Annotated in this window: 21 protein-coding genes, 1 tRNA gene and 1 riboswitch; of the genes, 4 read left to right on the forward strand and 18 right to left on the reverse strand. The window is 39.1% G+C overall.

Translation table 11 applies throughout. From position 1 onward, the window contains the following. Positions 1–71: 71 nt before the first annotated feature. Positions 72–431: an FtsW/RodA/SpoVE family cell cycle protein gene (locus MHI18_RS07280; protein WP_340846725.1), complete on the reverse strand. Its 360-nt coding sequence runs from the start codon at positions 429–431 to the stop codon at positions 72–74. Positions 432–598: 167 nt separating this feature from the next. Here MHI18_RS07280 and MHI18_RS22140 point away from each other — a divergent pair, with 167 nt between their 5' ends. After that, positions 599–835, forward strand: a complete 237-nt coding sequence (locus tag MHI18_RS22140; protein WP_445669959.1) for a PF20097 family protein — start codon at positions 599–601, stop codon at positions 833–835. A gap of 51 nt (positions 836–886) precedes the next feature. Here the strand turns inward: MHI18_RS22140 and MHI18_RS07285 are convergent, their stop codons facing one another. After that, entirely contained in the window at positions 887–1,159 is a 273-nt protein-coding gene (locus tag MHI18_RS07285; protein ID WP_340846726.1) for a GNAT family N-acetyltransferase, read from the reverse strand. 229 nt (positions 1,160–1,388) lie between these two features. Between MHI18_RS07285 and MHI18_RS07290 the strand changes: the two genes are divergently transcribed. Together MHI18_RS07290 and MHI18_RS07295 are read left to right on the forward strand one after the other, a co-directional pair. After that, on the forward strand, positions 1,389–1,799 hold the full coding sequence (locus MHI18_RS07290; RefSeq protein WP_340846727.1) for a MarR family winged helix-turn-helix transcriptional regulator: 411 nt from the start codon (positions 1,389–1,391) through the stop codon (positions 1,797–1,799). A gap of 10 nt (positions 1,800–1,809) precedes the next feature. Beyond that, positions 1,810–3,000, forward strand: coding sequence for an MFS transporter (locus MHI18_RS07295; protein WP_340846728.1), 1,191 nt, complete (start codon positions 1,810–1,812; stop codon positions 2,998–3,000). Positions 3,001–3,053: 53 nt separating this feature from the next. On the opposite strand, the gene MHI18_RS07300 is transcribed toward MHI18_RS07295, so the two are convergent. The 15 genes from MHI18_RS07300 to MHI18_RS07370 all read right to left on the reverse strand — a co-directional run bounded on the left by MHI18_RS07300 (position 3,054) and on the right by MHI18_RS07370 (position 14,106). Then, on the reverse strand, positions 3,054–4,055 hold the full coding sequence (locus MHI18_RS07300) for an LLM class flavin-dependent oxidoreductase (protein WP_340846729.1): 1,002 nt from the start codon (positions 4,053–4,055) through the stop codon (positions 3,054–3,056). A gap of 120 nt (positions 4,056–4,175) precedes the next feature. Then, positions 4,176–4,523, reverse strand: a complete 348-nt coding sequence (locus MHI18_RS07305; protein ID WP_340846730.1) for a hypothetical protein — start codon at positions 4,521–4,523, stop codon at positions 4,176–4,178. Between the two features lie 66 nt (positions 4,524–4,589). Continuing rightward, on the reverse strand, positions 4,590–4,940 hold the full coding sequence (locus MHI18_RS07310; protein ID WP_340846731.1) for a DUF3147 family protein: 351 nt from the start codon (positions 4,938–4,940) through the stop codon (positions 4,590–4,592). Next, positions 4,931–5,347, reverse strand: coding sequence for a MarR family winged helix-turn-helix transcriptional regulator (locus MHI18_RS07315; RefSeq protein ID WP_340846732.1), 417 nt, complete (start codon positions 5,345–5,347; stop codon positions 4,931–4,933). The genes MHI18_RS07310 and MHI18_RS07315 overlap by 10 nt, the downstream gene beginning before the upstream one ends. 306 nt (positions 5,348–5,653) lie before the next feature. Next, a tRNA-Arg gene (locus MHI18_RS07320) sits at positions 5,654–5,727 on the reverse strand. 162 nt (positions 5,728–5,889) lie between these two features. Beyond that, positions 5,890–6,402, reverse strand: coding sequence for a metallophosphoesterase (locus MHI18_RS07325; RefSeq protein ID WP_340846733.1), 513 nt, complete (start codon positions 6,400–6,402; stop codon positions 5,890–5,892). Beyond that, entirely contained in the window at positions 6,399–7,013 is a 615-nt protein-coding gene (locus tag MHI18_RS07330; RefSeq protein ID WP_340846735.1) for an XTP/dITP diphosphatase, read from the reverse strand. Before MHI18_RS07330 ends, MHI18_RS07325 begins: the two co-directional genes overlap by 4 nt. A 111-nt stretch (positions 7,014–7,124) precedes the next feature. Beyond that, complete coding sequence (locus tag MHI18_RS07335; RefSeq protein WP_340846736.1) at positions 7,125–8,195, reverse strand: GerMN domain-containing protein; 1,071 nt, start codon at positions 8,193–8,195, stop codon at positions 7,125–7,127. Positions 8,196–8,298: 103 nt separating this feature from the next. Continuing rightward, complete coding sequence (gene racE, locus MHI18_RS07340) at positions 8,299–9,096, reverse strand: glutamate racemase (protein WP_340846737.1); 798 nt, start codon at positions 9,094–9,096, stop codon at positions 8,299–8,301. 10 nt (positions 9,097–9,106) lie between these two features. Beyond that, positions 9,107–9,547 (reverse strand): MarR family winged helix-turn-helix transcriptional regulator, encoded by a 441-nt coding sequence (locus MHI18_RS07345; protein WP_340846738.1) that lies wholly within the window; start codon positions 9,545–9,547, stop codon positions 9,107–9,109. A gap of 222 nt (positions 9,548–9,769) precedes the next feature. Further along, positions 9,770–9,994 (reverse strand): helix-turn-helix domain-containing protein, encoded by a 225-nt coding sequence (locus MHI18_RS07350; protein ID WP_028392149.1) that lies wholly within the window; start codon positions 9,992–9,994, stop codon positions 9,770–9,772. A 126-nt stretch (positions 9,995–10,120) separates the two neighbouring features. Then, positions 10,121–10,585 (reverse strand): acyl-CoA thioesterase, encoded by a 465-nt coding sequence (locus tag MHI18_RS07355; RefSeq protein WP_340846740.1) that lies wholly within the window; start codon positions 10,583–10,585, stop codon positions 10,121–10,123. A 327-nt stretch (positions 10,586–10,912) separates the two neighbouring features. Then, positions 10,913–11,674 (reverse strand): succinate dehydrogenase iron-sulfur subunit, encoded by a 762-nt coding sequence (gene sdhB / locus MHI18_RS07360; protein ID WP_340846741.1) that lies wholly within the window; start codon positions 11,672–11,674, stop codon positions 10,913–10,915. A gap of 18 nt (positions 11,675–11,692) precedes the next feature. Beyond that, positions 11,693–13,444: a succinate dehydrogenase flavoprotein subunit gene (sdhA, locus tag MHI18_RS07365; RefSeq protein WP_340846742.1), complete on the reverse strand. Its 1,752-nt coding sequence runs from the start codon at positions 13,442–13,444 to the stop codon at positions 11,693–11,695. A gap of 53 nt (positions 13,445–13,497) precedes the next feature. Next, the gene (locus MHI18_RS07370; protein WP_340846743.1) at positions 13,498–14,106 is read right to left on the reverse strand and encodes a succinate dehydrogenase cytochrome b558 subunit; all 609 of its coding nucleotides are present in this window, start codon (positions 14,104–14,106) and stop codon (positions 13,498–13,500) included. Positions 14,107–14,459: 353 nt separating this feature from the next. Here MHI18_RS07370 and MHI18_RS07375 point away from each other — a divergent pair, with 353 nt between their 5' ends. Continuing rightward, positions 14,460–14,915 carry a YslB family protein gene (locus tag MHI18_RS07375; RefSeq protein WP_340846744.1) on the forward strand — a complete coding sequence of 152 codons (456 nt, stop codon included), beginning with the start codon at positions 14,460–14,462 and terminating at the stop codon, positions 14,913–14,915. 112 nt (positions 14,916–15,027) lie between these two features. Here MHI18_RS07375 and MHI18_RS07380 read toward each other — a convergent pair whose 3' ends face one another. Then, the gene (locus MHI18_RS07380; protein WP_340846745.1) at positions 15,028–16,263 is read right to left on the reverse strand and encodes an aspartate kinase; all 1,236 of its coding nucleotides are present in this window, start codon (positions 16,261–16,263) and stop codon (positions 15,028–15,030) included. Between the two features lie 102 nt (positions 16,264–16,365). Further along, positions 16,366–16,545: riboswitch (Lysine riboswitch) on the reverse strand. Between the last annotated feature and the right edge of the window lie 21 nt (positions 16,546–16,566).

Genomic DNA, 16,566 nt, shown 5'->3' on the forward strand with positions numbered 1-16,566 from the left:
TTACCGCCTCCATACACTAGTAAATGCAAACGAGCCGCCCTTGGTAAGGGCGGCTCGTCTGTATCATAAACCTATTTTTCAGAAGCTAACAATAAATCTTTTCGACGATAAACGCTTAGGATGGTTCCAAAAATGACCGAGTTTATTAAAACCGGTACCGCTCCATAACTGATGAACGGCAGTGAAATAGAAATGATAGGCAATATCCCGAGAGACATTCCTAGATTAGCAATTACTTGGACCGCAAAAACTGTCAGCCCTCCGACAATTAGTAACTTCCCAAAATGATCATCCACTTTTAGTAAAATCCAAGACATTCGATAAATGACTAATAAAAGAACACTTGCCAGGATACATCCAAACAACCAGCCAAGTGTATGGGTAAGACCTACAAACACAAAATCTGGATTACTAAACATTAAACCATTCATATCGTCTGATAATGGCTGATCTAACCACCCTGCATTTTACATATGATTTTTAACACTAATATACATGTAGCCCTTCCTTTTCAGCCTCTTGTCTGTCACTAATCGGGTACAGGTAAAAGAAGGACTTTTTCATGAAATAGAAGAAATATTCTTAGTAAAAAGAGGAGGTGGCAATTTTGAGTGAATGTTCAACCTGTGGTAGTGAAATGAAGAAAGGTTACATACAGAGCAGCAATAGGCTTGCGTGGGTACCCAAAGTGGCTAAGTTGAGCGTGGAACCTAGTTTGAATGAAGGGTCGGTTTTATTATCTAATCAAAATCGATTTTCCATTAATTATGTGGATGCTTTTCTTTGTGAGAATTGTAAAAAAGTCCTTATAGACTTTTCCGATAAAGAAGAGTAGCGGGGCAATTTATAAGAGCCTTGCATAAGGATTCAGCAAGGCTCTTTCAATTTATTCTGCTAGAACATCTTGGTACTCCTGATTTTTGTCAAATTCCTTTTGTGCAAATGTACAGGCCGGGACAATTTTTTTCTTTTCCTCCCGAGCAAGGTCTACTACTTTTTTTACTAACTGATTACCTATTTTCTGCCCCCGAAGCTCTTCAGAAACTACCGTATGGTCGATGGTCATTTCCTTTTCTCCGGTTTCGGTAAACGTTATTTCCGCCACTACTTCACCTGATTTTTCTACATAAAAACGCTGCTTTCCGCGTTGAATATCCATCTCTAAAACCTCCCTGTTTTTTTCCCCTTACTCTTAACTAGCCGGAGAATGCGATATCTAAACGTTACTTCCTTTACTATTCTCCATAAGTAATTTTTAAAAACACCCTCAACTCATATTTCTACTTCTACTAGTTTCAAGAAAATAATTAGTAATTCTCTTTACAAATGAAAGGAAAACCTGTTTAATTAATTAGGCTAACTAACTAATTTCAGAGGAGATCATCATTATGAATTCTATGTTTTCCGCATTTAAATTTTTTAATCGTCCTTATACAGTTAAGTTACAACAGCTTATCTCTCCTTATCATGTAACGGAAATACAGTGGGCAATGGTCCGCTATCTATATGAAATGGGGCCTGCTACAAATTCTGATATCGCTTCGTACTGGCTTGTCGAAAAGCCCTCTGTTACAGCCATTGCACAGAAACTAATCGATCAGAAATTACTCTATGTAGTTCCTGGTGTGGATAAGCGGAAAAAAGTCATGCATTTAACAGAGGAGGGAATTTCTATTTATCAGCAGTTAAAGGTAACAATTGATACCTTCCATGCTTCTCTTTTAGATGGGGTAACTGAAGAAGAGAGTCAAATTGTTAAGAACGTTTTCACTAAACTGCATCAAAATATTGAAAGGTGAGATAGGATTTATGAACAAAGAAAAACTTTGGACAAAAGAATTTATTGTCGTTTCAACCATCAACTTTTTAGCCATTTTAGTCTTCTTTTTACTTATGGTAACCATCGCTTCGTATGCAAAAACTGAATTTGGAGCCGCTACTAGTACAGCGGGGTTAGTATCTAGTATCTTTATTATTGGGTCCTTATTCGGAAGACTTGGCGCCGGACGCCTAATCGGTCAAATGGGTCCAATCAAAATTCTTTGGATTGGACTCACTGCGTTTACCCTTACTTCAGCCCTTTATTTTATCGCCATTAACATACCGCTATTATTGGCTATCAGATTTATTCAAGGTGTATCCGTAGGCGTTATCGGTACAGCCACAGGAACTATCGTGGCACATATTTTACCGAATACACGCAAAGGTGAAGGCATTGGCTACTTTAGTTTAAGCGCCATACTTGCAACTGCCATTGGTCCGTTTATCGGGATTTTGCTTATGAAAATGGATAACGGCTTTACCATCATGTTCACAATGAACGTCATTTTATCAATAATTTGTTTGGTCTTCCTTGCGGTCGTTAAATTACAATTACCTGCACCGAAAGTTTCCACAATAGCAGAAGAAAAAGGCTCTTTTTTATCAAAATTTATCGAACCAAAGGCTGTACCTATTTCTTTAATCGCCTTAATTATCGGATTTAGTTATTCTGGTGTAATGTCTTATTTATCCTTTTATGCAGAGACAATAAATCTAGTAGATGCTGCCAGTTATTTCTTCTTAGTTTATGCAGCTATTATCATCATCTCGCGGCCCTTTACTGGGAAATTGATGGATACAAAAGGGGCAAACCTGATTGTTTATCCATGTTTTATTGTTTTTGCTGTTGGGATGTATTTCTTCAGTCAAGCAACCGCTGGATGGATGTTACTGCTTGCCGCAGCGTTAATCGGATTTGGCTACGGAAACTTTAATTCCATTGCCCAAACTGTTGCAGTCAAAGTGACTCCTCCCCACCGCTTCGGCTTAGCTACAGCTACTTACTTTATTTTTTACGATATGGGCTTAGGATTCGGACCATACTTATTAGGCTTTATCGTTCCCATCACTGGATACCGTTCGATATTCTTAATCATGGTAGCCGTGATTATAATCTGTATTCCACTCTACTATTTACTACACGGTCGAAAAGACAAAGAGCTATTAAAAATTGTGTAACTCAAAACGCCCGACGAAAATTTTTCGTCGGGCGTTTTTTATAAGTTTGATGTTTATTTCCCGTCCACGACTTCTTTTAAAAGTTCGTACGACCGTTTTTGTTTTGCTGGATCGAAAATATACGAAACAGCCATCAGTTCATCCACATTATATTTTTCTTGGAAACGTGTCAGTTGTTCCTTGATTGATTCTTTGGATCCAAGTAAAGCCATACTAGACATCGACATAGCCATTGCCTTTTCAGATGGACTCCATAATTCATCCATACTTTCAACAGGAGGACTTAACAGATTTTTTGTCCCACGGACTACATTTAAGAAAAATTGCTGCATGGTAGTTAGCTCAAACTGTGCTTCCTCATCGCTGTCAGTTGCAATCACATTCAGACAAACCGTCATGTGTGGAGTCTTCAAGTATTTAGACGGTTGGAATCTATCTCGGTAAATCGCTATCGCTTCTTCCATATAACGCGGTGCAAAATGAGAAGCAAATACATAGGGCAGGCCCAATTTAGCAGCTAAGACAGCTGAATCGGTAGACGAACCAAGAATATAAATAGGGATATTTGTTCCCACCCCAGGATAAGCTTTTACATAACTTTGTTCCTCTTCAGATCCAAAATAAGTCAAAAGAGATTGAACATCGTGTGGAAAGGTGTAAACAGAATCCTTATCAGATCGTCTTAACGCACTAGCTGTCATCATGTCAGTTCCAGGAGCTCTTCCAAGTCCTAAATCTACACGATTCGGATAGATGGTTGCCATTGTTCCAAATTGTTCTGCCACGACTAACGGTGAATGGTTAGGAAGCATGATCCCGCCTGAACCCACTTTTATATGATCTGTATGTTCTAGAATATGTTTAATTAAAATCGCTGTCGCTGAGCTGACCATTGTCGGTGTATTATGATGCTCCGCAACCCAATATCGAGAATAGCCCATTTTTTCGGTCGCTTGCGCCAAGTCAACCATCGAATTAATGGCTTCTTTAGCATCCTGACCTTCTCTAATCGGTGCTAAGTTTAAAACAGAAACAGGGATTTGTATAGTTGACATGTTTGATGTATCCTCTCCTCGTTAAGTTACCTTCATCCTAACAAAAAGTAACCAATAAACAAACTTTATTGCTTGACCATTCACTTTGAAAAATTAAAACCAGTCTTCAGATTCCTGTTATCATTTCTTACCCTTTTTCTTCTCGTAAGTTCTCACGGTTGTTGAAGGTGAAAATATAATTTTATACTCCCCTTTAAGTTCATCCTTTATTTTCTCTGTTAAATTCAACCCTTTTTCATTGTGTTCTTCTTCTAATTGAATTCCATTAGAAAGTAAGATATCTTTATCCCAATCTATCCACTCACCATACATGTTTATCCATTCCTTCAATTCTCTTATTAACTCAATCGAAATCGGAATGTCCTCTATATCAAGATTACAACCACATCGATTACACCAAATAGGATCCGCACCAACATCCCCTGCAATTTTTAAATCAAAGGATTTTTTCTCACATATACATTCCATATGATTTACGCCTCCCTATTTATAACACGAACTATGGTTTCTCTTTTTAACAAAGGTAAGAATCTGTTAGATGAAGAGCAATCTATAGTATTTTACAACTAAGTCTTGCACCCATAAAAATATCAACCAGCCACACACTCCGAAACTAATGGCTATGAATAAATGAATGGAATTTTGTAAGGATATATAAACAATCACTAACAAAACAGCAGTTGCAGGAAAACCCAAAAGTACTCCTAACGCAAACTTACTTAACGTGGCTGTTTGTTCTCCTTGAAAATACAGCCATATGATGCTAAGTAAACTTACCAAAGGAAGTGCAGCTATTATTCCTCCATATGACGGAAATCTTCTGGATATCTCCGTAACCACACCAATTACAATTGCTGAAGCCATAATTTTCGTTATTAAGTACATTCTTTTGCTCGTTCACTTAATATTTTCAAGGCGTTTTCTACTAAGATCTTTTCATTATCATCTAGTTCACTTAATACCCGTTCTAGTTTTTCTTCATCCAAACTCGTATTTCTATGTAAAACTTCTTTACCCAAATCAGTTAAACAAAGGCTAACTTTTCTCTCATCAAGAGGGTCTCTCCCTTTTATTAAATAGTTCTTTTCAATCAATCTTTTAATGTGTTCTGACGCAGTATTATGAGAAACTTGTATGTATAAAGCAATTTCATTTACGCCTATCTCTTCCTGTTTATCTACAAGCTGAAGAATACGGACCACTTGATGAGAAATCTTTTCTTTATGAAGATAATGTAAATGGAAATAAATATCCGTCCAATATTGGTTTAATAGCGAAACTTTACTGCTCAAAAATACCACCCCTTTATCGTTACTTACGATTATATCGTACTATACGATATAAATAAATACGTTGATTGTTTTTTGATGTAAAAGTGAATAAATAAACTGCTATCGTTCTACATACATTCCAATATATCTCTCCATATTAATCCTAATTATTGTCTTACTTTACAGCAATGAATTATGCTCTAACGATCTAGTGTAACTCTGTATCACGTATTTTCTGGAATCCTCTATAAACAAAAAAATGCCCCAAACCCTTAAAAGGATTTGAAGCATTTTTCTGGTTCGAACTTAGTGTTCTGAACACTTGGATGTCCCAGGAGAGATTCGAACTCCCGACCCACGCCTTAGAAGGGCGTTGCTCTATCCAGCTGAGCTACTGGGACATTATGATATTTTTGGCGGTTCGTTATGTAATTCCTTACATTGTACTCTCCGTCAGGACATTTATTATTATAGTACGATATCGACATGAAGTCAACACTTTTTCTCACTCTTTTTTAGAAGAGAGAGGAGAAGTTATTTCCACTTCTCCATTATACATAAATTCAGCCCAAATTGTAAGCCCTATTTAAATCTTTTACTTCTGCTCCTTCGTGGTCATAAAACGTTACGGCAGCTTCTTTGTCAATGACTTCAACAATCGCATAGGTTTTTTCTTCTCTTCCTCGAGGTAAACGAATACTCCCTGGATTAATATAGAGCCGACCGTCAATAAGCTCAGATCCCGCTTGGTGAGAATGACCGAAACAGATGATAGACGCATCCTCTTCCTCCGCTTTATAGGATATATTCATTAACGTCATTTTAATATTATATAAGTGACCGTGAGTAACTAAAAAACGAGTTCCTTCTATCTCTTCAACAAGAGCATCTGGGTATCCTGTATCGTAATCACAATTACCACGAACGCCGATAAAATCAGCCATAACCGGACTTTCTTTCTGCAGTTCTGAATCTCCACAATGAATCATTGCGTCTACTTCTTTCTGATGACGATTTTTTATAGCTTGTACCTCTTCCGTAAGACCATGACTGTCACTGATGATCAAGGTTTTCATCGGCTGCTCCCTTCTCTCGTTAAAAATAAATCAAGCTCTTTTTCCAGCTCTTTTAACGCATTTGCCCGGTGACTAATTGCATTTTTCTCTGCTGATTCGAGTTCAGCCATTGTTTTCCCTTTTTCTGGGACAAAAAATACAGGATCATATCCGAAGCCATTTGTACCAGCAGGTGATTCAGCAATACGGCCTTCCACATAACCAGAAACAGTAATCGTTTCCTGATTTGGCGATGCTAATGCAAGGACGCAATAAAAACGAGCCGTTCTTTTTTCAGCAGGAATATCTTTTAATTCCTCCAGCAGTTTTTGAGTATTCGCTTCATCATCTTTATCTTCACCTGCATATCGAGCAGAGTAAACACCAGGACGGCCATCCAATGCATCAACAACCAAACCAGAATCATCTGCCATGACAACTTGATTTAATTCTTTTGCAATTGTTTCTGCTTTTAAAATAGCATTTTCAGCAAAGGTCGTTCCTGTTTCTTCAACGTCTGTCGCGTTTTCATAATCTAGAAGCGTGTGAATTTTATACCCTCTAGGTGAAAATAAACTTTCAAATTCCTTTGCTTTTCCTTTATTTTTCGTTGCAATTAGAACATTTTTCATCGTTACACTCTCCTGAATAGCTGCATAGTTTGTTTCTTTAGTCTACCACAATCAGGATATTTGCCCAAAAGAAATAGGAGCCGCTTTTCGCGTGCCCCCGAATAATCAGTATTAGAAACTACCCGTATTAACCTTTGCCGGCCGGCTTACTGGTTCCGAAAGCGGCTTGCCATCTTCTTTCAATAAATCAGCATTTCCATCCACTTTCAGCTCTACCCGTTCAATGCCCTTCTGTTCTGTTAATGACAGAACAAGTGCATCAAGTACTTGTTGGGAAACCTTTTTCTCTTTAAAACTATTTAGAATCGATTCATTGAAATTCAAGGTAACCATGCCATCCGCTAATTGAGGCTCATCCAACAGTTCTACATCAGACATCACAATTGATTGTAAACCGGAGAAATGTGATGGTCCTTTAGCCAGTTCTTGAACAACCGCTGTCACGTTATCCACATCGGTCTCGTTTACCCGCTTCGTGATTGGCACATAATAGTAATTGCCTTCCTCTCCGCCGATATAATAAACCGTCAATGCCTTCGATTGGCTAATATCATTAACACCACTTGTATCTAGATTAATGCCGCTTGCCCGAGACAGTCCTTCCTGCACTGGTGTACCGTTAACCGGCATCTGCTTCAGTTCTGTACCATTCAACTTAAGCTTGACTGTCTGCACTGAATCAAACTGTGTCAACGTCCAAGTCACAGCCTGCAAAATTTTCAGTTCATCTTCTTTCTTGTAATTCTTAAACTCTTTTGAAAAATCAACCACCGCTGTTCCATCTTTAATATCCACACTAACCTCAGTACCTGCTGGCAGAACTGCTCTAAAACCAGAAGGAAGGACATTCGATATCGGACCATCCTCCACTAGATATTTCAGCGACTGCGCAGCCACACCTCCACCTTCTGTAGATGGCAGTGCCAAGGTTTGCGGAACCACATACCCGCTGCTATCAATCAAATACAGTTCCGTCTTTACACTTGCTTCTTCAGTTTCCTTGTTTTCATCAGCCGTCGTTTCAGCTGGATCTCCCTCTAATTTAGAAGGACTGTCAACAAGTGATACATCCGGCGGGTCAATTTTATTTTTTTCTTCGCCGGTAAACAAGCCACAGCCTGATAAAAGAACAGCAGAGGCCAGAATGGTCGTGGCAACTGTTGCCTTTGTTACATTGGACATATATATCCCTCCCAGGACGGTTTGTACTACTATTTATACGAGCCCTGGGAAGTTTTAGACCGAAATCTTTTTATTTTATAAAAAAACTCCCATCAAGGGAGCCTTAATCGAGCTTAATTGTTTGTACGACACCAACCTGTTCACCAATCCAGGAATGAGCAATATCCTGAAAAATATCTTTGGAACCTGTGGTGAAAAATTGATGCTTTGGTTCCTCTGATGAAACATTCATCAGCCCTTTATGTTCAAGAATAACACTTGCTTCACGGGCCGTTTCATCTCCTGAAGAAATCACCTGAACACCTTTGCCCATGTACTCTCTAATTACTGGGCCAAGCAAAGGGTAATGTGTACAGCCAAGTATCAGTGTATCTATACCCGTACGTTTCATCGGTTTTAGCGTTTCGGCAATCACCTTTTCAACAATTCTTCCTTCAAATTCCCCGCTCTCAACAATCGGTACGAATTTCGGGCAGGCCAAACTATCAACGGTTACCTTCTTATTAATAGAAAGAAGCGCCTGATTATAAGCCTTACTCTTAACCGTTCCTTCGGTGCCAATAACACCAATATGTAGATTGGTAGATACCTTCAAGGCGGCACGTGCACCTGGATTAATGACGCCTATTACAGGAATAGACAGTTCCGCATTAATCTCTTCAAGCGCTGCTGCGGTTGCGGTATTACAGGCAATAATCAGCATTTTAATTTGTCGTTTTAATAGGAAACGCGTCAGCTCCCATGTGAAGTCTTTCACTTCTTCCTTCGTTCTCGGTCCATAGGGACATCTTGCTGTATCACCGACATACATTATATGTTCATGAGGAAGTTGACGCATCACTTCTTTTGCAACCGTCAATCCGCCAACCCCTGAATCAATAATTCCAATTGGTCGTTTCAATTATATCGCCTCAATCTTCTCGCATTTCTTGATGTAGTTTTGTTAGGTTCTTAGTGAGGGAAGCTATGTCTGTATCTGAAAAATCGCTTAAAATATCCTGCAAATAAAGCTGCCGTTTCTTAATAACTTCATCAATGATCCGTTCACCTTCCGAAAGAAGGTTAATGCGAACAACCCGACGATCTTTATCATCTTTCACCCGGCTTACCAGTTCATTCTTTTCCATACGATCGATTAAATCTGTCGTCGTACTGAATGCTAAAAACATCTTTGAAGATAGTTCACCTATTGTCATATCGCCTTCTTCAAAAAGCCATTGCAACGCGACAAACTGCGGGGGGGTAATTTTATAGACATTCAATATTTCCCGGCCCTTTTGTTTAATCAGACTGGAAATATACCGTAATTCCTTCTCGATTTTTGCAACTTGGTCCATTTTCAATTCAGTCATTCACGTTTCTCCCCCTAAAACTTCCTGCTCTTTATTGTCTCTGAAAATCATAAAAAATTCAAGGTTGAGGTTATAAGTTAAATTATGCTAAAAAAAAGGCACCAGAGACAGCAGCCGAAAGGATTTCTCGATAGCTGTCTTTGCTGCATAGTAATCAGGGAAAATCTATTATTCTGCCATAAGCCTCTTCTTCTACTGCTCTTATACTGAAAGTTAAACAATCTATAATTTAAGCTCCCCCATGCGTAGAAGTTCGATAACTGCTTGTGAACGGCCTTTTACTCCAAGCTTTTGCATCGCATTTGAAATATGGTTTCGAACTGTTTTTTCGCTGATAAACAATTCGCCTGCGATTTCTTTCGTTGTTTTGTCCTGAACTAATAATTCGAATACTTCTTTTTCTCTTTTGGTGAGAAGTGGCTTATGAGTGAACTCGTTCTCTTTCAAGTATGGTAACCCTCCCTGCCTTCACCAGCATAAAACCCGGAGTGGGTGTCTATTTAGTCAAGATATAGTATGTCAGGGAGGCGAAGGAAGTGACTGCTGTATATGGGATTATGTGTTTTACGTTTTTTATTTTCTTACTGGACTTTGCTTATCCATTAATTGTTTCATTTCGTCTGTCCATGCTAATGGCTTACCTGTCGCTTTATTGATTTGGACGACCGTTCCTCTGCCTGTCAAACAGATTGACCCATCCTCTTTTTTACCTAGATAATGAATATCAGCGGACGTATTGCCAATCTTCGCCGCCTTAACCTGAATAAGTACTTTATCATTAAAGAACATTTGCTGAAGAAAATCGCACTGCAAATCGGCAACTACCGGTATCGCTCCACTCTCATCATGAACCCAATCCTGCATAAATCCTAGGCTTTTAAAGTATTCAATTCTCGCTTCTTCGAAATAAGTAAAAGGTACCGTATTATTCAGATGTCCAAACATATCCGTTTCTGAAAAACGAACTTTCACTTCATGTGTAAAGGAAAAAGAAGCAGTCCAATCCTCCATGTTTTCGATATATGAAATTCTACTCATTATGACAACCCCTTTTTCGAATAAAATGAATGGTTATTCATTCATTTTATTCGAAAAAGAACATAAAGGAAAGTATTTTGGTAAGAAAACCCGCTAAGAGATCAAAACGAAGGCTGTATCTCTTAATATCTTCTTTACAGCTCCTATTGGAAGACTAGTTTCCTACTCTTGAAGCCATCATTCGGCCCATTCTGTGCTACATTCGGCCCTAATCGCACTTCATTCGGCCCATTTCTACATTTATTCGGCCCAAAATCAACTTGATTCGACCCTCAGTAAATTTTTAAAAGAAAAAAGCTGTCGAGGATTTCGACAGCCAGTCTTTCTTTATACTTGATCGCTTCCGAAGAAGTTACGGAACATTTGGATAGATGTATCACGGTTTAATGATGCAATTGATGTAGTCAACGGAATGCCTTTTGGACAAGACTGCACACAGTTTTGTGAATTACCGCAATTAGCTAGTCCTCCGTCTCCCATAATTGTATTTAAGCGTTCTGCTTTATTCATTGCACCTGTTGGATGATTGTTAAATAAACGCACCTGTGAAAGTGCTTGCGGCCCAATGAAATCGGAATTATCGTTCACATTCGGGCAGGCTTCTAAACAAACACCACATGTCATACATTTCGATAATTCATATGCCCATTGGCGTTTCTTTTCTGGCATACGCGGACCAGGTCCGAGGTTATAGGTACCATCGATTGGAATCCATGCTTTTACTTTTTTCAAGGTATCAAACATCCGACTACGGTCAACCTGAAGGTCGCGGACGATAGGGAATGTGCGCATTGGTTCTAAACGTATTGGCTGTTCAAGTTGATCGATAAGTGCTGTACAAGATTGGCGCGGTTTACCGTTGATTACCATTGAACATGCTCCGCAGACCTCTTCTAGACAGTTCATATCCCAAGAAATTGGAGCTGTTTTTTTACCCTCAATTGTAACCGGGTTCCGTCTGATTTCCATCAGTGCAGATATAACATTCATATTCGGACGATAGTCCAAATCGAATTTCTCCGTGTAAGGGGCTGAATCCGGTGTATCTTGTCGAACGACTTCAAAACGAATTTTTTTTGTCTCAGCCATTACTTACTCCCCCTTTATTTAATGTTTTGTTGTATAGTCACGTTTCCGTGGTTCGATTAGCGATACATCAATATCTTCATAATGGAAGGCAGGGGCTGTTTTTGGACCAGTGAAGTTAGCCATGGTTGTTTTCATAAACTCTTCATCATTACGTTCTGGGAAGTCAGGTTTATAATGTGCTCCACGGCTTTCATCACGATTTAAAGCACCAATTGTTATAACACGTGCCAGCTGCATCATGTTTTTCAATTGTCTTGTGAAGGTTGCCCCTTGATTGCTCCATTTTGCCGTATCATTGATATTGATATTTTCGTAACGTTGTAACATCTCCTGAATTCTTTCATCTGTTTCCTTAAGCTTATCGTTGTAACGGACAACAGTTACATGCTGTGTCATCATTTCCCCTAGTTCTTTATGAAGGACATATGCATTTTCTGTTCCATTTAAGGACATGATGTTATTCCATTTTTCCTGTTGTTCTTTAACCGCATCCGTAAACACTGAAGGTGAAACGGAATCAGCACCTTTTTCAAGGCCTTGGATATATTTAACTGCATTTGGACCTGCCACACTGCCGCCATAAATAGCAGATAATAGTGAGTTCGCTCCTAGACGGTTTCCGCCATGCTGTGAATAATCACATTCCCCTGCTGCAAATAAACCTTGGATGTTCGTCATTTGATCATAATCTACCCATAATCCACCCATTGAATAGTGAACAGCTGGGAAAATTTTCATTGGAACTTTACGTGGATCCTCACCCATGAATTTTTCATAGATTTCTATAATTCCACCAAGTTTAATATCCAACTCTTTCGGATCTTTGTGTGAAAGATCAAGATATACCATGTTTTCTCCATTAATACCAAGCTTCTCGTTCATACATACGTCAAAGATTTCACGTGTTGCAATGTCACGTGGTACTAGGTTTCCATACGCAGGGTATTTTTCCTCAAGGAAGTACCATGGTTTACCGTCTTTATATGTCCAGATCCGTCCGCCCTCACCACGAGCTGATTCACTCATAAGACGCAGTTTATCATCACCTGGCAATGCCGTTGGATGGATTTGAATAAATTCTCCATTAGCATAAGTAGCTCCTTGTTGATAAACAATTGAAGCCGCTGAACCTGTGTTAATAATAGAGTTTGTTGATTTTCCGAAAATAATTCCAGGTCCGCCGGATGCCATGATGACGGCATCACCAGCAAAGGATTGAGTCTCCATACTGGTTAAGTTTTGCGCAACGATTCCGCGGCAAATTTGTTCCTCATCTATAATAGCTCCAAGGAATTCCCAGCCTTCATATTTAGTGATTAGTCCAGCCACTTCATAGCGGCGAACTTGCTCGTCTAAGGCATACAGAAGCTGCTGGCCTGTAGTAGCACCGGCAAAGGCTGTCCGACTATACTGTGTTCCCCCAAAACGGCGGAAATCCAATAAACCTTCTGGAGTACGGCTGAACATAACACCCATACGATCAAACATATGAATAATTGATGGTGCCGCTTCACACATTGCTTTTACCGGTGGTTGGTTAGCCAAGAAATCTCCACCATAGATCGTATCATCAAAGTGAATATATGGGGAATCCCCTTCACCCTTTGTATTTACTGCGCCATTAATTCCGCCCTGGGCACAAACTGAGTGGGAACGCTTAACAGGAACTAGTGAAAACAACTCTACCTGCTGGCCTTCTTCAGCTGCTTTAATCGCAGCCATAAGTCCTGCTAATCCGCCGCCTACGATAATGATTTTACCTTTACTCACTCTTGCTCACTCCCTTATATCCAATATCAAAGCACGTGCTTTGACTAGTAATCTCATACAAAAGCAAAAATTGCTCTAACACCTACATAGGACAGAAGGACAAATACGACCAACGTAACATATGTAGAAATCTGTTGTGATTTTGGTGAAACAGTAAGCCCCCAGCTTACGGCAAACGACCATAAACCATTAGCGAAGTGGAATGTAGTTGATAGAATACCAACAACATAGAAAGCAATCATAAATGGACTAGACAAAATAGTTGCCATCATATCAAAGTTTACTTCTGTACCAAGTGCTGCCTGAATTCTCGTTGACCATACATGCCAAACGATGAAAATTAACGTAACAATCCCGGTAACACGCTGTAATACGAACATCCAATTACGGAAAAATCCATATCTTCCCGCATTGTTTTTAGCCGTAAACGCAATATAAATGCCATAAACAGCATGATAAATCAATGGTAAGAAAATGATAAATACCTCAAGAAAAATTCTGAATGGCAGACTTTCCATAAAATGCGCTCCTGCATTGAAAGCTTCCGGACCTTTTGTTGCCATATAATTGACAATCAGATGCTCCAACAAAAATAGGCCGACTGGAATAACTCCAAGAAGCGAGTGCAGTCTGCGGTTTCCAAACTCACGATTTTTTGCCAATTAGTGCCCCCCCTTAATTTGTGAAAATTCATGCAAAGATAAGTATAAGTTCCCCTTTATCCCAACATTTCTACTCTATTGCTATCTTTCTAACAATTATGTGACATGTTTATTTTACTCCTGACTGGTAAAAGCGTCAAGAAAACGGATACAAGATTTCTTTTTTAAAATAGAATTATTGTTCTGAATCGTTCAAACAAATGAAGAATAAATACTCTAAATCCAAAAATGGATTAATTTATCAGCAAAATATTTTTTTCAAAAAAGAAAATTACTTGTAAATGGATAATAATTGTACGAATTTAGTATCACTTCCGTTTATAATAGAGTTATATAGAAAGTGGGGAAATGCCTTGAAAAAAGAAAATCAAACACTACTTGATTCCAAGGATGATGGTGAATTATCAATCCCCGTCTTTGGCCATGAACTCATAAGAGAAATATTATTAAAAGATCTTCTAGGACCGAACTCTCGCCAGGTGCTCTATTGGGCAGGAAAGCGTATGGCTCGTAAATTCCCACTTGGAAGCATGGAAGAAATTATTGAGTTTTTCAACAGTGCTGGATGGGGAAACTTAGAATCTGTAAAATCCATTAAAAATGAATATTCACTAATGCTGTCAGGTGAAATGGTCGAACGCCGTTTTTCCATAGACAGCGACTGTCACTTTCAACTAGAAGCAGGATTTCTTGCCGAACAGATCAGCTTACAAAAAGGATTTAATGCGGAAGCTCTTGAGGAACCAAAACGAAGAGCCGCCAGAGTTTCTTTCTTAGTTAAGTTGGATTTAAAAGATCCAATTCAATAACAATGGTATGATTGCCATCAATTCATCTAGTTGGATTGATGGCATTTTTTTGAATGGATATACGAATAGGCTGTCAAGATATTCTTGACAGCCTAAGGATAAAAAAGTTATTTTACAATACTTCTACCGGTTTGCGTTCATCCAGATTAAACGCTTCATGTAATGCTTCTACTGCTGTAACCATTTCTTTTTCATTGATAACGGTCGATACTTTGATTTCAGAAGTACTGACCATTTTTATCTGGATTTTTGCTTCAGCTAGGACTTCAAACATTTCTGCTGCTACACCCGGATTTGAAATCATTCCTGAACCGACGATTGAAACTTTCGCCAGATTGGTTTCTGTTTCAACTCTTTGAAACGGCATCATTTCTTTATTCGCTTCAAGCACCTCAAGCAGGTTTGAGACATCTTCGCTTTTAATAGAAAATGATAAATTATTCATGTCATGCTCTGTCATACTCTGAATAATGATATCAACATTTATCTGATTCTTTGCAAGTGTAGTGAAGATTGTAGATAATGTTCCTAAACTCCCAGCCAATCCATAAATTGTGACTCGGGTAATTCGATCCTCAAATGCGATTCCTCTAACAATTAAATTCTGCTCCATCGTTGCTTCCTCCTCTATCAATGTTCCTTTTTCTTGTGCTGTACTTGAGCGGACTTCAAGCGGTATATGATGATTCTTGGCAAATTCAACGGCTCTAGGATGTAAAACACCTGCGCCTAGGTTAGCTAGTTCCAGCATTTCATCGTATGAAATTGAATAAAGTTTTCTCGCGTTTTTTACATACCGAGGATCAGTAGTAAATACCCCCGTTACATCTGTATAGATGTCACACCGATCTGCTTTTAATGCTGCTGCAAGAGCTACGGCCGTCGTGTCAGATCCTCCGCGTCCAAGAGTGGTTATCCCACCATCTTCTGCCAATCCTTGGAATCCAGCAACAACGACAACTTTCCCCTCATTCAAACTATTCTGTACTTTTTCTGTATCTATATCTAAAATCCGTGCATTTCCATACACCGCTTCACATTTTATCCCTGCCTGCCAACCTGTTAACGAAATCGCTTCCTGTCCTTTTTCTATCAACGCCATTGTAAGAAAGGCAATGGTTACTTGCTCTCCTGTAGTGAGTAACATATCCATTTCCCGCTTCGATGGTCGTTCGGTTATATCGTATGACATGGAAACGAGCTCATCAGTCGTTTTCCCCATGGCTGACACAACGACGACTACGTCATTACCATTTGCAGCCTCTTCAATTACTCGATCCGCAACATTTTTGATTTTTTCTATACTTCCTACTGAAGTCCCGCCGAATTTTTGAACAATCAAACCCATATCATGCTGCACCCTCTCTTATTTTAGTACAAGAAAAACCACAAAAAAACAGCAATGAGAAGAGTCTCATTGCTGTGATATCGTAAAAGAATACGGCTAACACAGTGAGATAGCTCTCCAGAATTTTTCATTCTGACAATCTGCCATCTCTTAAATGTACAGACCAGCACTTTGAGTGGATGAGCACTCAATTGCTTCGGCGATTTTCCCTTTCCAGACTTTTCACGGAAGCTCATACTTCTCCAAGTCTGTACTAATGAATCTCGCACCTCTATCAACACGTTAAATTGTTAAATACTTTAA

The organism is Peribacillus sp. FSL H8-0477, assembly GCF_038002765.1.
In the GTDB taxonomy this organism is placed as follows: Bacteria; Bacillota; Bacilli; order Bacillales; family DSM-1321; genus Peribacillus.

Coding starts and splice junctions, on each gene's coding strand:
- MHI18_RS07280 (WP_340846725.1), bottom strand. CDS start 431: ATGAATGGTTTAATGTTTAGTAATCCAGATTTTGTGTTTGTAGGTCTT.
- MHI18_RS07285 (WP_340846726.1), bottom strand. CDS start 1,159: ATGGATATTCAACGCGGAAAGCAGCGTTTTTATGTAGAAAAATCAGGT.
- MHI18_RS07290 (WP_340846727.1), top strand. CDS start 1,389: ATGAATTCTATGTTTTCCGCATTTAAATTTTTTAATCGTCCTTATACA.
- MHI18_RS07295 (WP_340846728.1), top strand. CDS start 1,810: ATGAACAAAGAAAAACTTTGGACAAAAGAATTTATTGTCGTTTCAACC.
- MHI18_RS07300 (WP_340846729.1), bottom strand. CDS start 4,055: ATGTCAACTATACAAATCCCTGTTTCTGTTTTAAACTTAGCACCGATT.
- MHI18_RS07305 (WP_340846730.1), bottom strand. CDS start 4,523: ATGGAATGTATATGTGAGAAAAAATCCTTTGATTTAAAAATTGCAGGG.
- MHI18_RS07310 (WP_340846731.1), bottom strand. CDS start 4,940: ATGTACTTAATAACGAAAATTATGGCTTCAGCAATTGTAATTGGTGTG.
- MHI18_RS07325 (WP_340846733.1), bottom strand. CDS start 6,402: ATGAAAACCTTGATCATCAGTGACAGTCATGGTCTTACGGAAGAGGTA.
- MHI18_RS07330 (WP_340846735.1), bottom strand. CDS start 7,013: ATGAAAAATGTTCTAATTGCAACGAAAAATAAAGGAAAAGCAAAGGAA.
- MHI18_RS07335 (WP_340846736.1), bottom strand. CDS start 8,195: ATGTCCAATGTAACAAAGGCAACAGTTGCCACGACCATTCTGGCCTCT.
- MHI18_RS07345 (WP_340846738.1), bottom strand. CDS start 9,547: ATGACTGAATTGAAAATGGACCAAGTTGCAAAAATCGAGAAGGAATTA.
- MHI18_RS07355 (WP_340846740.1), bottom strand. CDS start 10,585: ATGAGTAGAATTTCATATATCGAAAACATGGAGGATTGGACTGCTTCT.
- sdhB (WP_340846741.1), bottom strand. CDS start 11,674: ATGGCTGAGACAAAAAAAATTCGTTTTGAAGTCGTTCGACAAGATACA.
- MHI18_RS07380 (WP_340846745.1), bottom strand. CDS start 16,263: ATGGGTTTGATTGTTCAAAAATTCGGCGGGACTTCAGTAGGAAGTATA.